The organism is Allobosea sp. R86505 (genome assembly GCF_042466375.1).
Taxonomy (GTDB): Bacteria; Pseudomonadota; Alphaproteobacteria; order Rhizobiales; family Beijerinckiaceae; genus Allobosea.
This window is the reverse complement of the sequence record NZ_JAXHPY010000001.1, coordinates 298,053-315,698: the sequence shown is the minus strand read 5'-3', so window position 1 is coordinate 315,698 and position 17,646 is coordinate 298,053. Positions and strand designations below refer to the sequence as shown.

The window sequence follows — 17,646 nt, the reverse complement described above, 5'->3', positions numbered from 1 at the left end:
GAACGGAATCACGCAAACAATGAATTTTTAGCGCATGAAGCACGGTGCTATTGCGGTGCGAGATCATCCCGTCCGCGAGCCTCGCCGTGCCCCAATTCGCTCTCCCGCTCCTTGCCCCGGTCATTCTCGCCACGGCGGCACTGTTCCTGCTGCGGCGCGAGCCGTCGGCGGCGAAGGGGCAGGGGCCGCTGGCCGAGATCGCCGCGGCGCTGGCGCTGGTCGTCGCCCTCGGGGCGGCCGTGCAACTCGCCCTGTCCGGCCCCGCGACACTGACGCTGCTCGCCACCCGCGGGCTCGGCCTCTCGGCGCGTCTCGACATCGTCGGCGTGTCGATGCTGCTGCTGATCACCTTCGTCGGCTGGGTCGTCCTGCGCTTCAGCCGCGGCTATCTCGCCGGCGAGCCGGCCGAGCGGCGCTTCACCGGCTGGATCTGCGCCACACTCGCCGCGGCCCTCCTGCTCGTCTGTGCCGGGAACCTGCTGCAGCTTCTCGCCGCCTGGATCGCGACCAGCCTCTGCCTGCATCGGCTGCTGCTGTTCTATCCCGCCCGGCCGGCGGCGCAGCGGGCGGCCCGCAAGAAATTCGTCGTCGCCCGGCTGGCGGACGCGGCCTTGCTGCTGGCCTGCCTCGTCCTGTTCGCGGGCTACGGCACCGGTGACATCGGCACGATCCTGGCGCAGGCACGCAGCGGCCCGGTCCCGGCCGGTTCGGGCTGGGCGGTGGCGCTGCTGGTGACGGCGGCGCTGCTGAAATCGGCGCAGTTCCCCGCCCATGGCTGGCTGGTCGAGGTCATGGAGGCGCCGACGCCGGTCTCGGCCCTGCTTCATGCGGGCATCATCAATGCCGGCGGCTTCCTGCTGATCCGCTTCGCCGATCTGCTGCTGACGGCGCCGGGCGCACTGGCGGCGCTGGTGCTGATCGGCGGCTTCACTGCCCTGCTCGGTGGTCTGGTGATGCTGACCCAGTCGGCGATCAAGACCTCGCTGGCCTGGTCGACCGTGGCGCAGATGGGCTTCATGGTCCTGCAATGCGGGCTGGCGCTCTTTCCGCTCGCGCTGCTGCACATCGTCGCCCACTCGCTCTACAAGGCCCATGCCTTTCTGTCCTCGGGCTGGGCGGTGGAGCAGGTCGCGGCGACCCGCCGCCCGGGGCCGGTCGCGGTCGCCGGCCTTCGCGTGGTCGCGCAGGCCTTCGCCTTTGCGCTGGCGCTCTACGCCCTGCTCGGGCTGAGCTTCGGCTTCGCCGACAAGTCGCCGCAGGCGATCGCGCTCGGCGCCATCCTGGTCTTCGGCGTCGCCTATCTGATCGCGCAGGGCCTGGCCGACGCCGCGCCACGCGCGCTCACCCTGCGCACATCGGCGGCCGCCATCGCCGCCTCGCTCTCCTACTTCCTGCTCCAGCGCTTCGCGCAGTGGCTGACCTCCGCGACGTTGCCGCCGATTCCGCCGCCGACCGCTTTGGAATGGGCGCTGATCGTGCTGACGCTGCTCTCCTTCGGCGGCGTCGCCTTCGCCCAGGCCCTGTTCCCGCACTGGGCCGGCCACCCGGCCCTGACCGGGCTGCGTGTCCATCTCGCCAACGGCTTCTACGGCAACGCCATCTTCGATCGTCTCACCGGCGGCTGGGCCCGGCCCAAATCATCCCACCTGACCAGCGAAAGGAGCCCGTCATGACCGCGCAGCCCGGACAGGACGCCCTGCAGGCGGCCCTGATGGCACAGGCCGCCCGCGCCGCCCGCATCATCCCGCCGCTCTGGCCGCTCTCGGCCTCCGTCGCGGTGAACCCCTTCCTCGGCCTCGCCGGAGAAACGCTGCCCATGGCCGCGGCGCGCCTCGGGCGGGCAGGGGGCATCCCCGTCACCATGCCTCGCAGCTTCTACCGGGAGCGCTGGCAGACGGGTGAGATCACGCCGGGTGATCTCGCCGCCGCCATCGCCGATCATCCCGGCGCGCCCGATCGCGTCGCCGTCGAGGCCGCCCTCGCCGGGGACCCGGCGCCCGCATCCCCGATCCCGACCGTCGCGGCGCTCTGCGCCGACGCCACCGGCATCGATTGGCCGGGCTTCGTCGCGGACCGGATCGGCGCCTGGGCCTCGGGCCATTTCGATCTCGGCCAGGCGATGTGGCCGAAGACCCAGGCCGCCGGCGCCTATGAATCCTGGCGCGCCTTTGCGACGCAGGATCTCTCGCCCGAGATCGCGGGGCTGAAGGGTTTCTGCCTTCGCATCTCGCGGGAGCCGCAGGCCGCCCCGGCGGCGATCCGGCGCGCCTGCCTCGCGCTCGGCCTGCCGCAGGACGCGGCCGAGAGCTATTTCACCACGCTACTGACCGGGCTCGGAGGCTGGGCGCAATATGCTCGCCATTGGCACTGGCAGGCGGAGCGCGACGGCGGCACCGACGCGACGATCAGCGACCTGCTCGCGATCGCGCTTGCCTTCGAGGCGGCCCTGCAGGCCCAGTTCGGGCGGCAGATCGCCGAGCCCTGGCGGCAGGCGATCGACGCCCATGCCGCTCCCGCCGAGCCCAGCTCCGACCAGATCATCGACGCTCTGCTGCAGGAAGCCTATGACCGCGCCGCGCAGCGCCGGTTTTTCGCGGCCTGGCGGCCGGCTGCCTCCCGGACGGAGCCGCCCGCGCACCTCTCGGTTCAGGCCGCCTTCTGCATCGACGTTCGCTCCGAGATCATCCGTCGTGCGCTGGAATCGCTGGATCCCGGCGTGGAGACGCTCGGCTTCGCCGGCTTCTTCGGCATCGGCGTCTCGCACCGTCGGCTCGGCTCCCTGAATGGTGAGGCGCGGTTGCCGGTCCTGCTGAAGCCGGGGCTCGGCTCCTTCACCTGCGACATTCCCGTCGAGGCGGCGGAGGAGAAGCAGCGCATCGGTGCCCGCGCCCGACGCGCCTGGGGCCGCTTCAAGCGCGCGGCGGTCTCGTCCTTCGCCTTCGTCGAGGCGAGCGGGCCGCTCTACCTCTGGAAGCTCTTCCACGACTCCGTCATGGCCGATCACCGCCCGAACGGCGACGGGGCCGCGCCGCGGCTCGACGCCTCGCTCACGGTGGCACAACGGGCCGAGATGGCGGCGACGATCCTGCGGGCGATGTCGCTGACCTCGCGCTTCGCCCGGCTGGTGCTGCTGGCCGGCCATGGCGCGCGGCTGGTCAACAACGCCCATGCCAGCGCCCTGCAATGCGGCGCCTGCGGCGGCTTTCCCGGAGACGTCAATGCCCGCCTGCTGGCCGGGCTGCTGAACGACGACGCGGTCCGCAGCGACCTCGCGGCACAGGGCATCGAGATCCCGGCCGACACCCGCTTCGTTGCGGGACTGCACGACACGGTCAGCGACGAGGTCACGCTGTTCGACCGCGAGGCGCTGCCGCCCTCGCACGCCGCCGATCTCGCCAGGCTGGACGCGCTGCTGGCCTCCGCCGGACGTCTAGCCCGAACCGAGCGGGCGTTGCGCCTGCCCGGCGCGACCGGCGAGAGCGATGTCGCCCGGCGTGGCCAGGACTGGGCGCAGGTGCGGCCGGAATGGGGGCTCGCCGGCTGCAAGGCCTTCATCGCCGCGCCGCGTCGGCACACGGCGGGGGCTTCGCTCGCCGGGCGCGCCTTCCTGCACAGCTATGACTGGCGCGCCGACCCCGGGTTCAAGGTGCTCGAACTGATCCTGACCGCGCCCGTCGTCGTCGCGAGCTGGATCAGCCTGCAATATTATGGCTCGGCCGTCGCACCGGCCGCCTTCGGTGCCGGCAACAAGCTGCTGCACAACGTCGTCGGCGGGATCGGCGTGTTCGAGGGCAATGGCGGCCTGCTACGCGGCGGTCTGCCCTGGCAGTCGGTGCATGACGGCGAGCGGCTGATGCACGAGCCGCTGCGCCTCTCCGTGGTCGTCGCGGCCCCGCGCGAGGCGATCCTCGGCGTCCTCGCGCATCATCCGAACCTTCGGGCGCTGTTCGACCAGGGCTGGCTGGCGCTGTTTACGATGGACGATGCAGGCCGCCTGGACGGGCGCTACCACGCCACGAAGGGCTGGACCGATGTCGAGATCGAGCAGGAGGCGGGGCCCCTGGCGGCCTGACGCCTCGCCGGCCGTCCAGATCGCCGTCGCGCCCGCTCGTGACCGGCGGCCTGGGCCATGGGGGCAACCGTCACCGCCCGGCGAAGATGGGCGCCCGCTTGCCGAAAAAGGCGGCCGCGCCTTCGTGGAGATCATCCGAATCGAAGATGCGCTGCTGAGCGACATTGGCCTGCATCAGCCCGGCGTCGAGCGGCAGATCACCGGAGCGGTCCACGATCTCCTTGGCCAGACGGTTCGAGATCGGGCCGCGCTGGGCGATTTCGCCAGCCATCCGGCGCGCGGCGTCGAGCGCCGAACCCTCGGACGCGACCTCGTTGACCACACCCCAGGCGAGAGCGGTCTCGCTGGAGATCGAGGTTCCGGTGAAGAGCATCTGCTTGGCGCGGGCCGGGCCGATGAGCCTCGTAAGCCGAACCGCGCCGCTGCCGGCGAGCCCGCCGAGGTGACATTCCGGCAGGCCGATGGCGACCCCGGCTCGGAGAACCCGCAGATCGCAGCAGAGCGCGAGCTCCAGCCCTCCGCCCAGCGCAGGCCCGTCGATCGCGGCGATGGTCGGCATCGGCAGCCTGGCCAGATTGCGCAGCACCATGTCCTCGAACAGGATCTTGCGCTCGCTGGCATCGGCTCCGAGCGGGCCGAACTCCTTGATGTCGCTGCCGGCGCAGAAGGCGCGCGCCTCCCCGCCATGCAGGATGACGCAGCGCAGGTCGGTACGCCCTGCGAGTTGGCGCAGAATGCGGTTGAGCTGCCGCAGGAGCGGGCGCGTCACCAGATTGAGCGGTCCGTTCGCCATCGCGATCTCCGCGACGGGGCCCCGCTCGGTCAGCACGGCGCCTGCTGTCGCCGGCGCGTCGGCGATGTCGGCCGGCATGCTCAGGCCGCGCTCTGTTGCGGCAGCGTGATGCCGTGCAGCACGCCCATGCGCTCGAACTGATGGTGGATGCGGTCGACATAGGCCGCGAAGGCCGCAGCGTCGCCGAGCACGATCGGGCGAGGGCGCGGCAGGTCGACCTGGATGTCGTCGATCACCTCGCCGGGGCTCGGGCTCATCACCAGAATGCGGTCGGACAGGCCGACGGCCTCCTCGACGCTGTGGGTGATGAAGAGCACGGTCGGGCGCCGGCGCAGCCAGAGGCTTTCGAGGTCGGTGCGGACCTGCAGCCGGGTGAGGGCGTCGAGCGCGCCGAAGGGCTCGTCCATCAGGATCAGCGGCGGTTCGTGGACGAGGGTGCGGATCAGCGAGACGCGCTGGCGCATGCCGCCCGAGAGCTGGTTGGGATATTTGTCCATCGCATGCTCGAGCCGCAGCTGCGCGAAGAGGTCCTTCGCGCGCCGCGCCAGCGTCTCCCGGTCGAGCCCGCGAATATCGGCATGCAGCATGACGTTTTCGAAGGCGGTGCGGAAATCGAGCAGGAGATGATCCTGGAAGGCGATGCCGAGATCGGTGAGCGGCCGGGTCACGGGGCGCCCATCGACGATGATCTCGCCCGTCGAGCGGGCGAGCAGCCCGGCGACCATCAGCATCAGCGTGCTCTTGCCGCAGCCCGAGGCCCCGACGACCGAGATGAACTGGCCGGCGGGAATCGTGATGTCGAGCGGCTTCAGGGCGCGGAAGGGCTTCTCGTCCTCGGCTCCGAAGATCTTGGAGACGTTGCGGATCTGGATCGTCACACCGGACTTCTGGTCGTGATCGGTCATGGCCTGTCCGTCAGTTGGCCGCAGGGGCGGTGGTCGAGGCCGCGACGGCATCGAGCGGGACCTTGGAGACCAGCAGGGCCTTGCGGCCCTGCTGCACGAGGGTGCCGTCCTGCTTGACGACCTTGACCTCGAAGGTCGCGATCGCCTGCGTCGGCCGCGAGCGGCTGTCGCGCAGTTCGGCGAGTTCGTAGTCGACGAAGATGGTGTCGCCGACGAAGACCGGCCCGACGAAGCGCCAGCCGTCGATGCCGAGGAAGGCGATCGCCGTCTCGCGCAGTTCGCCGGTGCGCGCCCACATCAGGCCATGGGCATAGGCGAGACCGAGCATGCCATGCGCGACCCTTCGGCCGAACTGGCTGCTCTGCGCATAGACGTCGCTGGTGTGCAGCTCCGAATAGTCGCCGGTCAGCCCCGAGAAGCCGACGAGATCGGCGTCGGTGATCGTCCGGCCGGGGCTGCGGAAGCGCATCCCGACAGAGAGATCGTCATAGCGGTAGCCCAGTCTCGGTTTGTCCTGCATGGCGTGCGCCGTGGTCCTGGTGTGAGGGAAGCGGGGCGGCCTGCGTTTACTTGCAGGCGCGCATCTCGCTCACCGGCGGCAGATAGTCGTTGGTGTAGTAGTTCTTCGGATCCTGACCCTCGGGCAGGAGCTTGACCTCGGAGAGCAGGGCCTGGGTGCGGGTCCAATGCGCGTCCTCGGCCTTGCCGATGAACTTCGCGCCGCCGCTGCAGAACAGCGGGGTGATGGCGGCGAGCTCGGCGCTGGCGAGCTTGACGTTGGTGTCGGGGAACAGCGTCTTGACGTGCTCGGTCGCCTTGGCCGGGTTGTCGAGGGCGAAGGACCAGCCCTTCAGGCTCGCGGCGATGAACTTCTTCAGGACGTCGGGATTCTGCTTGATGAAGTCGTTCGAAGCGAAGATCGAGGTCGCGACCGTGGGCACGCCATGGTCGGCGAAGGGGAAGTTGGTCAGCTCGGCGCCCTGCATCTCGAGCTGGATCTGGTAGGCGTCGAGCGAGCCGAGAATGGCGTCGACCTGGCCCTGCAGCAGCGACGGCACCATCGCGGCCACCGGCATGTTGATCAGCGTCATGTCCGACTCCTTCAGGCCGTTGGCCTTCAGCAGGAGCGGCAGCATGGGACCCTGGGAGGAACCGGCGGGAACGCCGACCTTCTTGCCCTTGAGATCGGCGATGGACTTGATGCCGGTCTTCTTGAGCGCGTTCACCGAATTGGGGTTCGACTGGTAGACGGTCGAGACGATCTTCATCGGCGCGCCCTTGGCGATGAGCTGGCTGACCGCCACGGCATCGGCATAGGCGAGCTGCGAGCGCCCGCTGGCGACGAGCTGGGCGGTGTTGCCCGAGCCGTTGCCCTGCACGACCGTCACATCGAGGCCGGCGGCCTTGTAGTAGCCCTCGCCGACGGCGGCGGCGAAGCCGGCATTGGGTCCGCCCGCGGTCCAGTTGAGCTGGAAGGTGACCGGCGTCTGCGCCAGAGCGGCGGACAGGCCGAGACCGGCGGCAAAGGCCGCGGCCGTGATCGAACGGTTGATCCAGTGCTTCATGTGACGTCCTCCCTTTGGTTTCTTGTCGTGAAAGCCGTTCGCGGCTCGCGGGTCAGCGGCGGCCGCCGCGTTGCCACGGCGTCATCAGCCATTCGCTGAACTCGACCGCGTAGTTGATGACGATGCCGATGATGGTGAGCACCACGAGCACGGCGAAGGTCAGCTCGATGTCGAGCGTGCTGGTGCCGCGCAGGAGCACATAGCCGAGGCCCTGATTGGCCCCGACGAACTCGGCCACGATGGCTGCCGTCGCCGCGATCGTCGCCGAGGTCTTGATGCCTGCGAAGATCACCGGCAGCGCGGCCGGGAAGCGCAGGTACCAGAAGGTCTGCCAGGTGCCAGCCCCCATCGACTGCGTCAGATAGAGCAGGCGCTGATCGAGAATCTGGAAGCCGCTGATGCTGGCCAGCAGCAGCGGGAAGAAGGTCATCAGCAGCGTCAGCAGGACCTTCGATTCGATACCGAAGCCGAGCCAGACCAGGAAGAGCGGCGCAACCGCGATCTTCGGCACGAGCTGGAGCAGCATGATCGGCGGATAGAGCGTCTGCTTCGCGAGTGGCGAGAGCGCGATCAGCAGGCCAAGCGGAATCGCCAGCACGACGGTGAGCCCGAAACCGAGCACGATCTCGGTCAGCGTGACCTTGGCGTTGAGCCAGAGCATCGCGGCATCGGTGATCACGCGCTGGAACACGGCGCCCGGCGCCGGCAGCAGATAGGCCGGGATCTTGAAGATCTGGATCGAGAGCGACCAGAAGCCGACGATCGCGACGAAGGTCAGCGGCGGGATCAGATTCCAGCCGATCGTCCGCAGCCGCCGCATCATGGGCGAGCGGCGCTGCGGCGCCAGCTCCGTCGCGGCGGGGCCACCGAAATCGGACGCCGCTCGCGACGCCATCTGCGAAGCCATCTCCGGCTCTCCTTCCCTGACGAACGGCGCCGGTCCCCGTGAGGCCGCGCTCTTCACGAGGCATGGTGACGCCAGCGCGCCCCTTCCTCCTGTCGATGCCCGGACGCTAGTGCAGCTCGGGCGGCATGACAAGCAAAATGTATCCGCTTACATTACGGTTCGGAGGCGCCCGCCCTCCGCAAGGGAGAGAGCCGATGACGGATCCGCATGTCGTGGTCGCAGGCGCCGGGGCGATGGGCAGCCTGTTCGGGGGGCTCCTCGCCGAGAACGGGCTGCGCGTGACCCTGCTGGTGCGGCGCGAGGCGGATGCCGCCGGACTGCGCGCGCAGGGGCTGCGCATCCTGGGCGAGGGCGGCGAGCGAACCGTGCCGATCGGTGCCGCCCATTCGGTGGCCGATGTGCCTGCCGCGGACATCGTCTTTGTCCAGTGCAAGGCGCATGCGACGCGGGCGGTCAGTGGCGCCGTGGCGTCGCTGATGCGGCCCGGCAGCATCGCGGTCAGCTTCCAGAACGGTCTCGGCAATGAGGAGATCATGGCGGAATCCTTGGGGGCCGGCGCCGTGCTCGGCGGCCTGACCTCGCTGGGCGCGACGCTGGAAGCGCCCGGTGTCGTGCGCAGCTATGCCGTGCTGCCGACACTGGTCGGAGAGATGGCCGGGGGCGTGTCAGCGCGGGCCGAGGCCCTGGCGGCGCTGATGAGCACCCATGGCATCCCGACGCAGTCCAGCGACGCCATCGTCACCGAGAAATGGCGGAAGCTGATGCTCAACGTGGCGATGTCGGCCACCAGCGGGCTGACGGGACTGACGATCGGCGGCGTCGCCGGACTGCCCGCTCTGGCCGTGGTCGCGCGGCGCGCCATGGACGAGGCCGCCGCCGTCGCGCAGGCCTGCGGGGTCGATCTGCCTCCCGAGACGCGCTACCGGGTTTTCGACGGCATCGTGGCGAGCGGCGCGGCGCGCAACAAGACCAGCATGCGCCGCGACATCGAGGCGGGTCGTCCGAGTGAGGTCGAGGCGATCTATGCCAGCGTGATCGCGCGTGGCCACGCGCAAGGCGTGGCGACACCGACGCTCGAGGCCTTCGCGGCTCTCATGCTCGGGCTGGAACGGGCGCGGGACGAGGCCTGAGCCTCAGGCCGGCTCGGCCACGCCCGCGACACGCCGGGGGCTGTCCTTCAGGCCCAGCCGGCGTCGTGGCTGGCGGGCCTGCGAGCCGAGCGCTGCGATGTCGCGCCTCAGGCCCATCGGCTCCGCCGCGAAGAGGCGCGCATCCATCGTCCTGAGATCGGCCGCGATGGCGGGGCGGAAATCCATATGAGCGACGATGTCGCGCTCGATGTCGATGCCGGGCGCGACCTCGCAGAGTTCGAGCCCGCTGGCGCCGACGCGGAAGACCGCGCGCTCGGTGACGAAGACCGCCTCGCGGCCCTGCTCGCGGGCGAAGCGACCATTGTAGCAGATCTGCTCGACGGAGCGGACGAACTTGCGGCTGCGCCCTTCCTGGAGGATGCGCAATTGTCCGTCCGTGGTGGCGATCTGCAGCCCGCCGGCGGTGAAGGTGCCGCTGAACACGACCTTGCGGGCGTTCTGGCTAATGTTCACGAAGCCGCCGATGCCGACGATGGTGTCGCCGAAGCGGCTGACATTGACATGGCCCTCGCCATCGACCTCGGCGAAGGAGAGGAAGGCGATGTCGAGCCCGCCGCCATCGTAGAAGTCGAACTGGTAAGGCTGGTCGACCATCGCGTCGTAATTCTGCGCGGCGCCGGAATCCGGCCCCGTCAGCGGCGCGCCGCCGACGAAGCCCTGCTCGTTGGTCAGCACGACCTCGTCGAGAAAGCCTTCCTCCGCCGCGACCGCCGAGACGCCCGTCGAGATGCCGGCGCCGAGATTACACACCGCACCAGGCCGAATCTCCATGGCCGCGCGGCGCGCGACGATCTTGCGCTCGGTGAAGGGCAGCCGGCGCAGGCCCTCCAGCGGAATGCGCATCTCGCCGGAATAGCTGGGATTGTAGTCGCTGAAGTAGGTCTGGCGCTGGTTCTCGTCGACGACGACATGGTCGACGAGGATGCCGGGAATTTTCACCGCGCGCTGCGGCAGCGTCCCGCGCCGCGCCAGCCGCTTGACCTGCACGACGACGACCGCGCCGAGGCGCCGGCCCGCCTGGGCCGAGGACAGCATCTCGCCGGGCACCGCCTCCTGCTCCATCGTGATGTTGCCGTCCTCGTCGGCGGTGGTGCCACGCAGCAGCACGACATCGAGCGGGAAGGGCTTGAAGCGCAGCCATTCCTCGCCGCCGATCTCCAGCAGTTCGACCAGGTCCTCGCGTGCCGAGGCGCTCTGCCGCGCGCCGCGCTGGCGCGGATCGACGAAGGTGTGCAGCCCGGTCTTGGTGATGACGCCGGGGCGGCCGGCCGCGATCTCGCGCGTCATCTGCGCGATCACGCCCTGCGGCAGGGTGTAGGATTCGATCAGGTTCTTCTGCGCCAACTCGATCAGCGGCGGGGAATCGACCAGTGCGCCGGTGATGCTGCGCCTGAGCATGCCGGGATGGCGGAAGCGCGCGGCGCCCTTCAGCTTGCGGTCGCCGATGCCCACCGCGTGGATCAGGCAGAGATCGCGCGGGGCGCCGGACTCGAGAAAGCGGGCCTCGATCGCCTCCAGCACCGCCTCGGGCACGCAGTGGCCGCCGCCCGAGCCGCTGACCAGGATGCTGTCGCCGGGCTGGATGAGCGAGGCGGCCTCGCTCGCGCTGATCACCTTCATCGGTCGCTTCCTCGCTGCGTCCGGCATCGGAGCGATTGACTTTCGCAGCCGGTTTTGTAACCGCTTGCATAGAATTGGGAGTCGACCAGTGTCAAGTCCGAGCCGCCTTGCCCCGACCCTGAGAGGCCCTGCCGACACGGCCCCGGGGACGATGCCGTGAAACGGGTCGCGATCGTCACCGGGGCGGGCCGCGGCATCGGCGCGGCGATCGCGCAGGCGCTCTCGGCCGCGGGCTTCGTCGTGGCGCGCGTCAGCCGCGAGCCGGCCGCCGAAGCGGAGGGCATCCCGGCGGGACCCGGCGCCTATTACAGCTGCGACGTCGCCGATCTTTCGGGCCATGCCGCGCTGATCGAGCGGATCGCCGCCGATCTCGGCGAGCCGGACTGCCTGGTCAACAATGCCGGCATCACCTCGCGCCAGCGCGGCGACCTGCTCGATCTCGCGCCGGAGAGCTTCGACGACACGCTTTCGGTCAATCTCCGCGCCGGCTTCTTCCTGACGCAGGCCTTCGCCCGCCGGCGCCTGGCGCGGGCGCCGGGCCAGCCGGGCTCGATCGTCTTCATCGGCTCGGCCAATGCCGAGATCGTCGGCGAGAACCGCGCCGATTACTGCATCAGCAAGGCGGGTGTCGGCATGATGGCGAAGCTGTTCGCGGCGCGTCTGGCCGCCGAGGGGATTGCGGTGTTCGAGGTGCGGCCGGGCGTGATCCGCACCGCGATGACCGCGCCCGCCACGGAGAAATACGATGCGCTGCTCGCGGCCGGCGGCATTCCGATGCAGCGTTGGGGGGAGCCGTCCGATGTCGGGCGCACCGTCGCCGCCCTCGTCACGGGGGCGATCCCCTATGCGACCGGCATCCACATCGATGTCGGCGGCGGGCTGCAGTTGCACAGGGTCTGAAGGAGAGAGCGACGTGGCATTGGCGGGCAAGGGCGTGCTGGCGATCTGGAACGGCATCGCCGAAGAGGCGGAGGCCGATTTCGTCGCCTGGCATATTGGCGAGCACATCCCCGAGCGCGTCGCCGTGCCGGGTTTCCTGCGCGGGCGCCGCTATGTGGCGCAGCGTGGCACGCCGAAATACTTCAACTTCTACGAGACGGAGACTCCCGAGGTGCTGGTCTCGCCGGATTATCTGGCGCGGCTGAACGCGCCGTCGCCCTGGACGCAGCGGGTCGTCCGGCATTTCCGCGAGACCTCGCGGACGATCTGCCGTGTCGCGCAGAGCAGCGGGCTCGGCGACGGGGCCTTCGTCGCGACGCTCCGGCTGGCGGCGTGCGGCGAGCGTGACGCATTCTTTGCCGGTCTCAGTGCGGTGATGGGCAAGCTGCAGGCGTCGCCGTCGATCGTCGCGGTGCATCTGCTCGAAGGGCAGGGTGGTGGCGGCGGCGCGACGGCCGAGAAGGCGCTGCGCGGCGAGCCCGACCAGACCGCGGACTGGATCCTCCTGGTGGAGGCGGTCGAGGCCGCGCCGCTGGAGGCGGCACTTTCCGCCCATGCGGCGCCGGAGACGCTGTCGGCCTTCGCATCCGGCTACGATCCTGCGCGCGATTGTGGCATCTACCGGCTGCAATACGGGCTGGCGAAAGGGCAGATCGCCTGACAGCCAGCTCATCTTTTGTCGGGAGCGATGAACCCCATGGCGAGGGCCAAGACAGCCGCGACGGCCGATTCCGTCGGCACCCCCGAAGCGACGGCGGAGGCGCCCCGCAGCGTCGGGCTGCGCGAGGTGGCGCGCGCGGCCGGCGTCTCGACGGCGACGGTCTCGCGCGCGATCAACAATCCCGACGTCGTCTCGGCCGATCTGAGGGAGCGCATCGCGGTGGCCGTCGAGCAACTCGGCTGGGTGCCGGACGGCGCCGCGCGGGCGCTGAGCACGCGCCGGTCGCAGACCATCGGGGCGGTCTTCCCGGCGCTGTCGGTCGGCGATTTCGCCCATGCGACGCAGGCCATCCAGTCGGAACTGTCGCGGGCCGGCTACACGCTCCTGCTCGCCTGCTCCGATTACGATCCCGAACTCGAGATTCGCCAGGTCCGCAAATTCGTCGAGCGGGGCGTCGATGGCCTCATCCTCGTGGGGCAGGCGCACCATCCCGATCTGCTGCCCTTCCTCACCCGTCGCGGCATGCCCTTCGTCAACACCTTCGTCTACGATCCGCAGACCCACGGCACCTGCGTCGGCCCCGACAACCGCAAGGCGCTGATGATGATGACGGACCATCTGGCCGATCTCGGCCATGTCCGTTTCGGCGTGATCGCCCAGTCGATCCGCAACAACGACCGCGCCAGCGCCCGTCTCGACGGCATTCGCGATGCGCTCGCCCAGCGCGGCCTGGCGGTGCGGCCGCAGCATTTCGCCATGGGCGAATGGTCCATCGCCGACGGTCGCAAGCTGCTGCGGCAATTGCTGGAGACGCGGCCGATCCCGACCGCGATCATCTGCGGCAACGCCCATCTCGCGGTCGGCGCCGTCCTCGAGGCGCTCGCCCTGGGCATCCGGCTGCCCGACGATCTCTCGATCGTGGGGTACGACGACATCGAGATCATGAGCCATCTGCCCGTGCCGGTCACCACGGTCCGCGTGCCCGGCGCCGAGATCGGCCAGGTGGCGGCGCAGGTGCTGATCGCGCGGCTGGAGGGGCGGGACTGCGCGGCCTCCTTCGAGGCGGAGGCCGAACTGGTGATCCGGGCCTCCTCCGGGCCCCCGCCACAGATCTGAGCCCTCTCATCCGCTCGTCCGAAAAGGTTGCCCGATGCCCGCAGACGCTCCCCAGCCCGCGATCAGCGGCACCACACGGCTCCTCGGGTTTCTGGGCGACCCGGTCATCCATGCGCGCTCGCCGCAGAACTTCAATCCGCGGCTCGCGGCATCGGGTCATGATGCGGTGCTTGTGCCGCTGCACGTACCAGCCGATCGCTTCGAGGCCGCGATCCCCGGCCTGCTCGCGCTCGCCAATCTCGACGGCCTCGTCGTCACCATGCCCTACAAGGAGCGCCTGATCCCCTGGCTCGACAGCATCAGCGAGCGGGCGCGCGACGTGGGGGCGGTGAATGCGGCGCGGCGCCTGCCGGACGGCAGCTGGGTCGGCGACATCTTCGACGGCATCGGGCTGGTCGGCGCGGTCGGGAGCCTCGGGCTCTCGCCCGCGGGGATGCGCGCGGGCCTCGTCGGGGCCGGCGGAGCCGGCGCGGCGATCGCCTTCGCGCTGGCGGAAGCGGGCGTCTCGGCGCTCTCGATCGTCGATCAGGACGAGGCCAGGGCCAGCCAGCTCTGCGCCCGCATCGCGGCCAAGGGCCGGCTTGTGCCCAAGGCGGGCCGCTTCGAGTTGGCCGATCTCGATCTGCTCGTCCATGCGACGCCGGTCGGGATGATGCCGGAGGACGGCATCGCCATCGACATCGCCGGCCTGTCCGCTCGCACCGCCGTCGTCGACATCGTCACCAAGCCCTCGACGCCGCTGCTGCGGGCGGCGACCGAAGCCGGCTGCCGCGTGGCCGGCGGCGGCGCCATGGTCGCGGCGCAGACGGCGGCGATCGCAGATTTCCTGGGCTTTCGGCTGCGATGAGCGCGCCGCGGGGTCGGAGCCTGCCTCCTCCTCTCGACGTCAGGTAAGAACAGAACGGTGCAGTCATGCGCGGCGAGATCGTCCGGGCTCGCCACCGGGGCGCGGCGCGTCGTCCCGTGGCCGCGCGCGATCAGCCTGAACAGCGTTGCAGACCGGACATGGGTCCATGGGGCGTATCGGACGCAGACGCGACTTCGAAACCGGTCATCCGCCGCTTCCCAGCCCGAGCGTCAGAAGCGCGGTTCGAGCAGACTTTCGACCAGCCGGCTCAGCCGCCGCTGCCGCGTTCGCGCTGATCGCCGGCATTCTGCCGGGTCATGCTGATCACCGCCTGGGTCGTGGCGAGATGGCCGGCCCGGAGTTCGAGAAGGCACGGGTGGATGCCGGTGATCCCCGAACGGCGCGGCCTGCCTCTCAGCGGCGCGCGGGTTCTTTGCTCAATGAAGCAATGATATGATGGCGGACAGGGCGGGATTCGAACCCGCGATACGGTTTCCCGTATACACACTTTCCAGGCGTGCGCCTTCAACCACTCGGCCACCTGTCCGGCGCGCTGCTTATGACCGCGGGGCGGGTGACTTTCAAGCGTGTTCTCGCGGCTCTCGGCAGAAGATGCGGCGGCAGCGCCCCGACGACGGTGTTGCAATGCCGCGGACGAAGGGGCACATCCCGATACCGACACGGGCACTGTGGGCCCGGCCGCCATGGCCGGCCACCCGGCAGCGCCTGCGATCGGATGGAGGAGAGTGACGCGTGCGGTTCCTGCTGCGGCTTGCCGGTTATCTGCTCGTCGCGGCCGGCTTCGTGTCCCTGGTGATCGACGGCGCCCGTTCGATCGCCAATTCCGGGCTCGTCTACACGCCGCTCGATCTCGCGCTGTCGACGCTGACGGGCCTGCGCGGAGAAGCGCTGAAGCCGCTGGTCGAGCGTCTGCATCCCTGGCTGTGGGATCCGGTCCTGGTTCAGCTCCTGCAGGTCCCGGCTGCGCTCCTCGCCCTGCTGTTCGGCTTCCTGCTGCTGAAGCTCGGAACGCCGCGCGAGCCCGTCATCGGCATCGTCACGCGACGGTGAAGACCGCGGGCGCGCATTGCGCCTGTCAAGATGAGGGCCGCATCCCCATATCCTGATCCGAAACCGCGATGGAGCCCGCCATGTTCTTCCTGCGCAAGAAGACCTCCCTGCCCGAGGCCCATGAGGCCCTGCCCGGCCGCGACGCACCGATCACGACTGCCGAACGCCACTTCGTCAACCAGCGCCCGCTCGCCGGCCCCTATCCCGAAGGGATGCAGACGGCGATCTTCGGGCTGGGCTGCTTCTGGGGCGCCGAGCGCAAGTTCTGGCAGATGGTCGAGGGTATCTGGGTGACCGCCGTGGGCTATGCCGCGGGCTTCACGCCGAACCCGACCTATGAGGAGGTCTGCTCGGGCCGCACCGGCCATAACGAGGTGGTGCTGGTGGTCTTCGATCCCGCCGTGCTGCCTTATGAGGCGCTGCTCAAGGCTTTCTGGGAAAGCCACGACCCGACCCAGGGCATGCGCCAGGGCAACGATGTCGGCACGCAGTATCGCTCGGGCATCTATGTCACGGATGCGAGCCAGCGCGCCGTCGCCGAGCGCTCGCGCGCCGATTATCAGCAGGCTCTGGCGGCGCGCGGATATGGTCCGATCACGACCGAGATCCTCGACGCGCCGCCGTTCTATTTCGCCGAGGCCGGCCATCAGCAATATCTCGCCAAGAACCCGGCCGGCTATTGCGGGCTGGGCGGCACCGGCGTGTCCTGCCCGATCGGGGTCGGTGTCGCGGCCGCCTGACCAGCCGCGGCCAGAGCACAGGCACCGCCCTTGCCGTGGGCCGCAGTCGGCGGCTCCGGCCGGAACGAGCCGGATCCCCGCGTAGGCGATTTGTGGCTGGACAGGGAGGGGGCGCAGACGCGCCCTGATGCACGCGTGTTGACGGCATAACCATGCCTTAACTTTTCGGTTGATCGGCCCGGCAAAGCCCAAGACAGTGCCTCTCCTCACCGGGGAGACCGACATGTCACTGCATCTTCGTTCCAAATTCGTCGTCGCCGGCCTGGCTTTGGGCGGCGCCGCCCTCGCGGCCGGCCTGGCGCTGGCCCAGGCTCCGGCCTTCTTCCGCATCGGCACCGGCGGCACGGCCGGCACCTATTACCCGATCGGCGGCCTGATCGCGAACGCGATCTCGTCGCCGCCGCAGCTGGTTTCGACCGCCGTCGCGTCCAACGGCTCGGTCGCCAACGTCAACGCCATCGTCGGCGGCGCGGCGGAATCGGGCTTCGCGCAGGCCGACGTCGCCTTCTGGGCCTATTCCGGCACCGGCGTCTTTGCCGGCAAGCCCAAGGTCGAGGAACTGCGCTCGATCGCCAACCTCTATCCCGAGAGCGTCCACCTCGTCGTGCGCAAGGCCTCGAACGTGAAGAGCGTCGCCGACCTGAAGGGCAAGAAGGTTTCGCTCGACGAGCCCGGCTCCGGCACGCTGCTCAACGCCAAGGCGATCCTCGCCGCCTTCGGCGTCGGCGAGAAGGACATCACGCCGGAATATCTCAAGCCCAACCAGGCGGCCGAGAAGATGAAGGACGGCTCGGTCGATGCCTTCTTCTTCACCGGCGGTTTCCCGGCGGCGGCGATCTCGGAACTGGCCTCGACCGGCTCGGGCATCGACATCCTGCCGATCACCGGCGCGGCCGCCGAGAAGCTCGCCAAGGACTTCCCCTTCTTCGCTGTCGACGAGATTCCCGCCGGAACCTACAAGGGTGTCGGCGCGGTCAAGACGGTCGCCGTCGGCGCTCATTGGGTGACCTCGTCCAAGATCTCGGCCGACACCGTCTATGCCGTGACCAAGGCGCTCTGGAGCGACAAGACCCGCGCGGCGCTCGATGCCGGCCACGCCAAGGGCAAGGCGATCCAGAAGACGACCGCGCTCAATGGTCTTCTCGGCGTTCCGCTGCATCCCGGCGCCGAGCGCTTCTACAAGGAAGCCGGCCTGCTGAAGTAAGCAGGCCCCGACCGCTCACAGCAAGCGCGCCGTCATCCCGGACGAGCCGCGAAGC

At 69.6% G+C, this 17,646-nt stretch carries 16 protein-coding genes and 1 tRNA gene; 10 read left to right on the top strand and 7 right to left on the bottom strand.

The genetic code is table 11. The annotated features are described in order from the left end of the window. Window positions 1-86 precede the first annotated feature (86 nt). A complete protein-coding gene (locus SJY11_RS01480) occupies window positions 87-1,673 on the top strand; it encodes a proton-conducting transporter transmembrane domain-containing protein (RefSeq protein ID WP_376984704.1) in 1,587 nt (528 codons plus the stop codon). Further along, complete coding sequence (locus SJY11_RS01475) at window positions 1,670-4,072, top strand: YbcC family protein (RefSeq protein ID WP_376984703.1); 2,403 nt, start codon at window positions 1,670-1,672, stop codon at window positions 4,070-4,072. Before SJY11_RS01480 ends, SJY11_RS01475 begins: the two co-directional genes overlap by 4 nt. Window positions 4,073-4,142: 70 nt before the next feature. Here the strand turns inward: SJY11_RS01475 and SJY11_RS01470 are convergent, their stop codons facing one another. Genes SJY11_RS01470 through SJY11_RS01450 form a run of 5 tightly spaced genes read right to left on the bottom strand, consistent with a single transcriptional unit; the run spans window position 4,143 to window position 8,242 of the window. Next, complete coding sequence (locus SJY11_RS01470) at window positions 4,143-4,943, bottom strand: enoyl-CoA hydratase/isomerase family protein (RefSeq protein WP_376984702.1); 801 nt, start codon at window positions 4,941-4,943, stop codon at window positions 4,143-4,145. A gap of 2 nt (window positions 4,944-4,945) precedes the next feature. Continuing rightward, window positions 4,946-5,770 (bottom strand): ABC transporter ATP-binding protein, encoded by an 825-nt coding sequence (locus tag SJY11_RS01465; RefSeq protein WP_376984701.1) that lies wholly within the window; start codon window positions 5,768-5,770, stop codon window positions 4,946-4,948. 10 nt (window positions 5,771-5,780) lie between these two features. Further along, entirely contained in the window at window positions 5,781-6,290 is a 510-nt protein-coding gene (locus SJY11_RS01460; protein WP_326912278.1) for a MaoC/PaaZ C-terminal domain-containing protein, read from the bottom strand. A gap of 46 nt (window positions 6,291-6,336) precedes the next feature. Next, window positions 6,337-7,335, bottom strand: a complete 999-nt coding sequence (locus SJY11_RS01455; protein WP_376984700.1) for an ABC transporter substrate-binding protein — start codon at window positions 7,333-7,335, stop codon at window positions 6,337-6,339. A 52-nt stretch (window positions 7,336-7,387) separates the two neighbouring features. Continuing rightward, window positions 7,388-8,242, bottom strand: coding sequence for an ABC transporter permease (locus SJY11_RS01450; RefSeq protein ID WP_376984699.1), 855 nt, complete (start codon window positions 8,240-8,242; stop codon window positions 7,388-7,390). Window positions 8,243-8,436: 194 nt separating this feature from the next. On the opposite strand from SJY11_RS01450, the gene SJY11_RS01445 reads away from it, so the two are divergent. Then, on the top strand, window positions 8,437-9,372 hold the full coding sequence (locus tag SJY11_RS01445; protein ID WP_376984698.1) for a ketopantoate reductase family protein: 936 nt from the start codon (window positions 8,437-8,439) through the stop codon (window positions 9,370-9,372). 3 nt (window positions 9,373-9,375) lie between these two features. Here the strand turns inward: SJY11_RS01445 and SJY11_RS01440 are convergent, their stop codons facing one another. Beyond that, window positions 9,376-11,013 (bottom strand): acyl CoA:acetate/3-ketoacid CoA transferase, encoded by a 1,638-nt coding sequence (locus tag SJY11_RS01440; protein ID WP_376984697.1) that lies wholly within the window; start codon window positions 11,011-11,013, stop codon window positions 9,376-9,378. A gap of 156 nt (window positions 11,014-11,169) precedes the next feature. Between SJY11_RS01440 and SJY11_RS01435 the strand changes: the two genes are divergently transcribed. The 4 genes from SJY11_RS01435 to SJY11_RS01420 are packed head-to-tail and all read left to right on the top strand — an operon-like array spanning window position 11,170 to window position 14,576. Further along, complete coding sequence (locus SJY11_RS01435; protein WP_376984696.1) at window positions 11,170-11,913, top strand: 3-ketoacyl-ACP reductase; 744 nt, start codon at window positions 11,170-11,172, stop codon at window positions 11,911-11,913. Between the two features lie 13 nt (window positions 11,914-11,926). After that, complete coding sequence (locus SJY11_RS01430) at window positions 11,927-12,613, top strand: hypothetical protein (protein ID WP_376984695.1); 687 nt, start codon at window positions 11,927-11,929, stop codon at window positions 12,611-12,613. Window positions 12,614-12,649: 36 nt separating this feature from the next. After that, the gene (locus tag SJY11_RS01425) at window positions 12,650-13,729 is read left to right on the top strand and encodes a LacI family DNA-binding transcriptional regulator (protein ID WP_376984694.1); all 1,080 of its coding nucleotides are present in this window, start codon (window positions 12,650-12,652) and stop codon (window positions 13,727-13,729) included. 34 nt (window positions 13,730-13,763) lie between these two features. Then, window positions 13,764-14,576, top strand: a complete 813-nt coding sequence (locus SJY11_RS01420) for a shikimate dehydrogenase family protein (RefSeq protein ID WP_376984693.1) — start codon at window positions 13,764-13,766, stop codon at window positions 14,574-14,576. A gap of 457 nt (window positions 14,577-15,033) precedes the next feature. Here the strand turns inward: SJY11_RS01420 and SJY11_RS01415 are convergent. Beyond that, window positions 15,034-15,123: transfer RNA gene (locus SJY11_RS01415), tRNA-Ser, on the bottom strand. 206 nt (window positions 15,124-15,329) lie between these two features. Between SJY11_RS01415 and SJY11_RS01410 the strand changes: the two genes are divergently transcribed. The 3 genes from SJY11_RS01410 to SJY11_RS01400 all read left to right on the top strand — a co-directional run bounded on the left by SJY11_RS01410 (window position 15,330) and on the right by SJY11_RS01400 (window position 17,591). Continuing rightward, window positions 15,330-15,647, top strand: a complete 318-nt coding sequence (locus tag SJY11_RS01410) for a PetM family of cytochrome b6f complex subunit 7 (RefSeq protein ID WP_376984692.1) — start codon at window positions 15,330-15,332, stop codon at window positions 15,645-15,647. Between the two features lie 80 nt (window positions 15,648-15,727). Then, the gene (gene msrA, locus SJY11_RS01405) at window positions 15,728-16,387 is read left to right on the top strand and encodes a peptide-methionine (S)-S-oxide reductase MsrA (protein ID WP_376984691.1); all 660 of its coding nucleotides are present in this window, start codon (window positions 15,728-15,730) and stop codon (window positions 16,385-16,387) included. 223 nt (window positions 16,388-16,610) lie between these two features. After that, complete coding sequence (locus SJY11_RS01400; protein ID WP_376984690.1) at window positions 16,611-17,591, top strand: TAXI family TRAP transporter solute-binding subunit; 981 nt, start codon at window positions 16,611-16,613, stop codon at window positions 17,589-17,591. The last annotated feature ends 55 nt before the right edge of the window (window positions 17,592-17,646 follow it).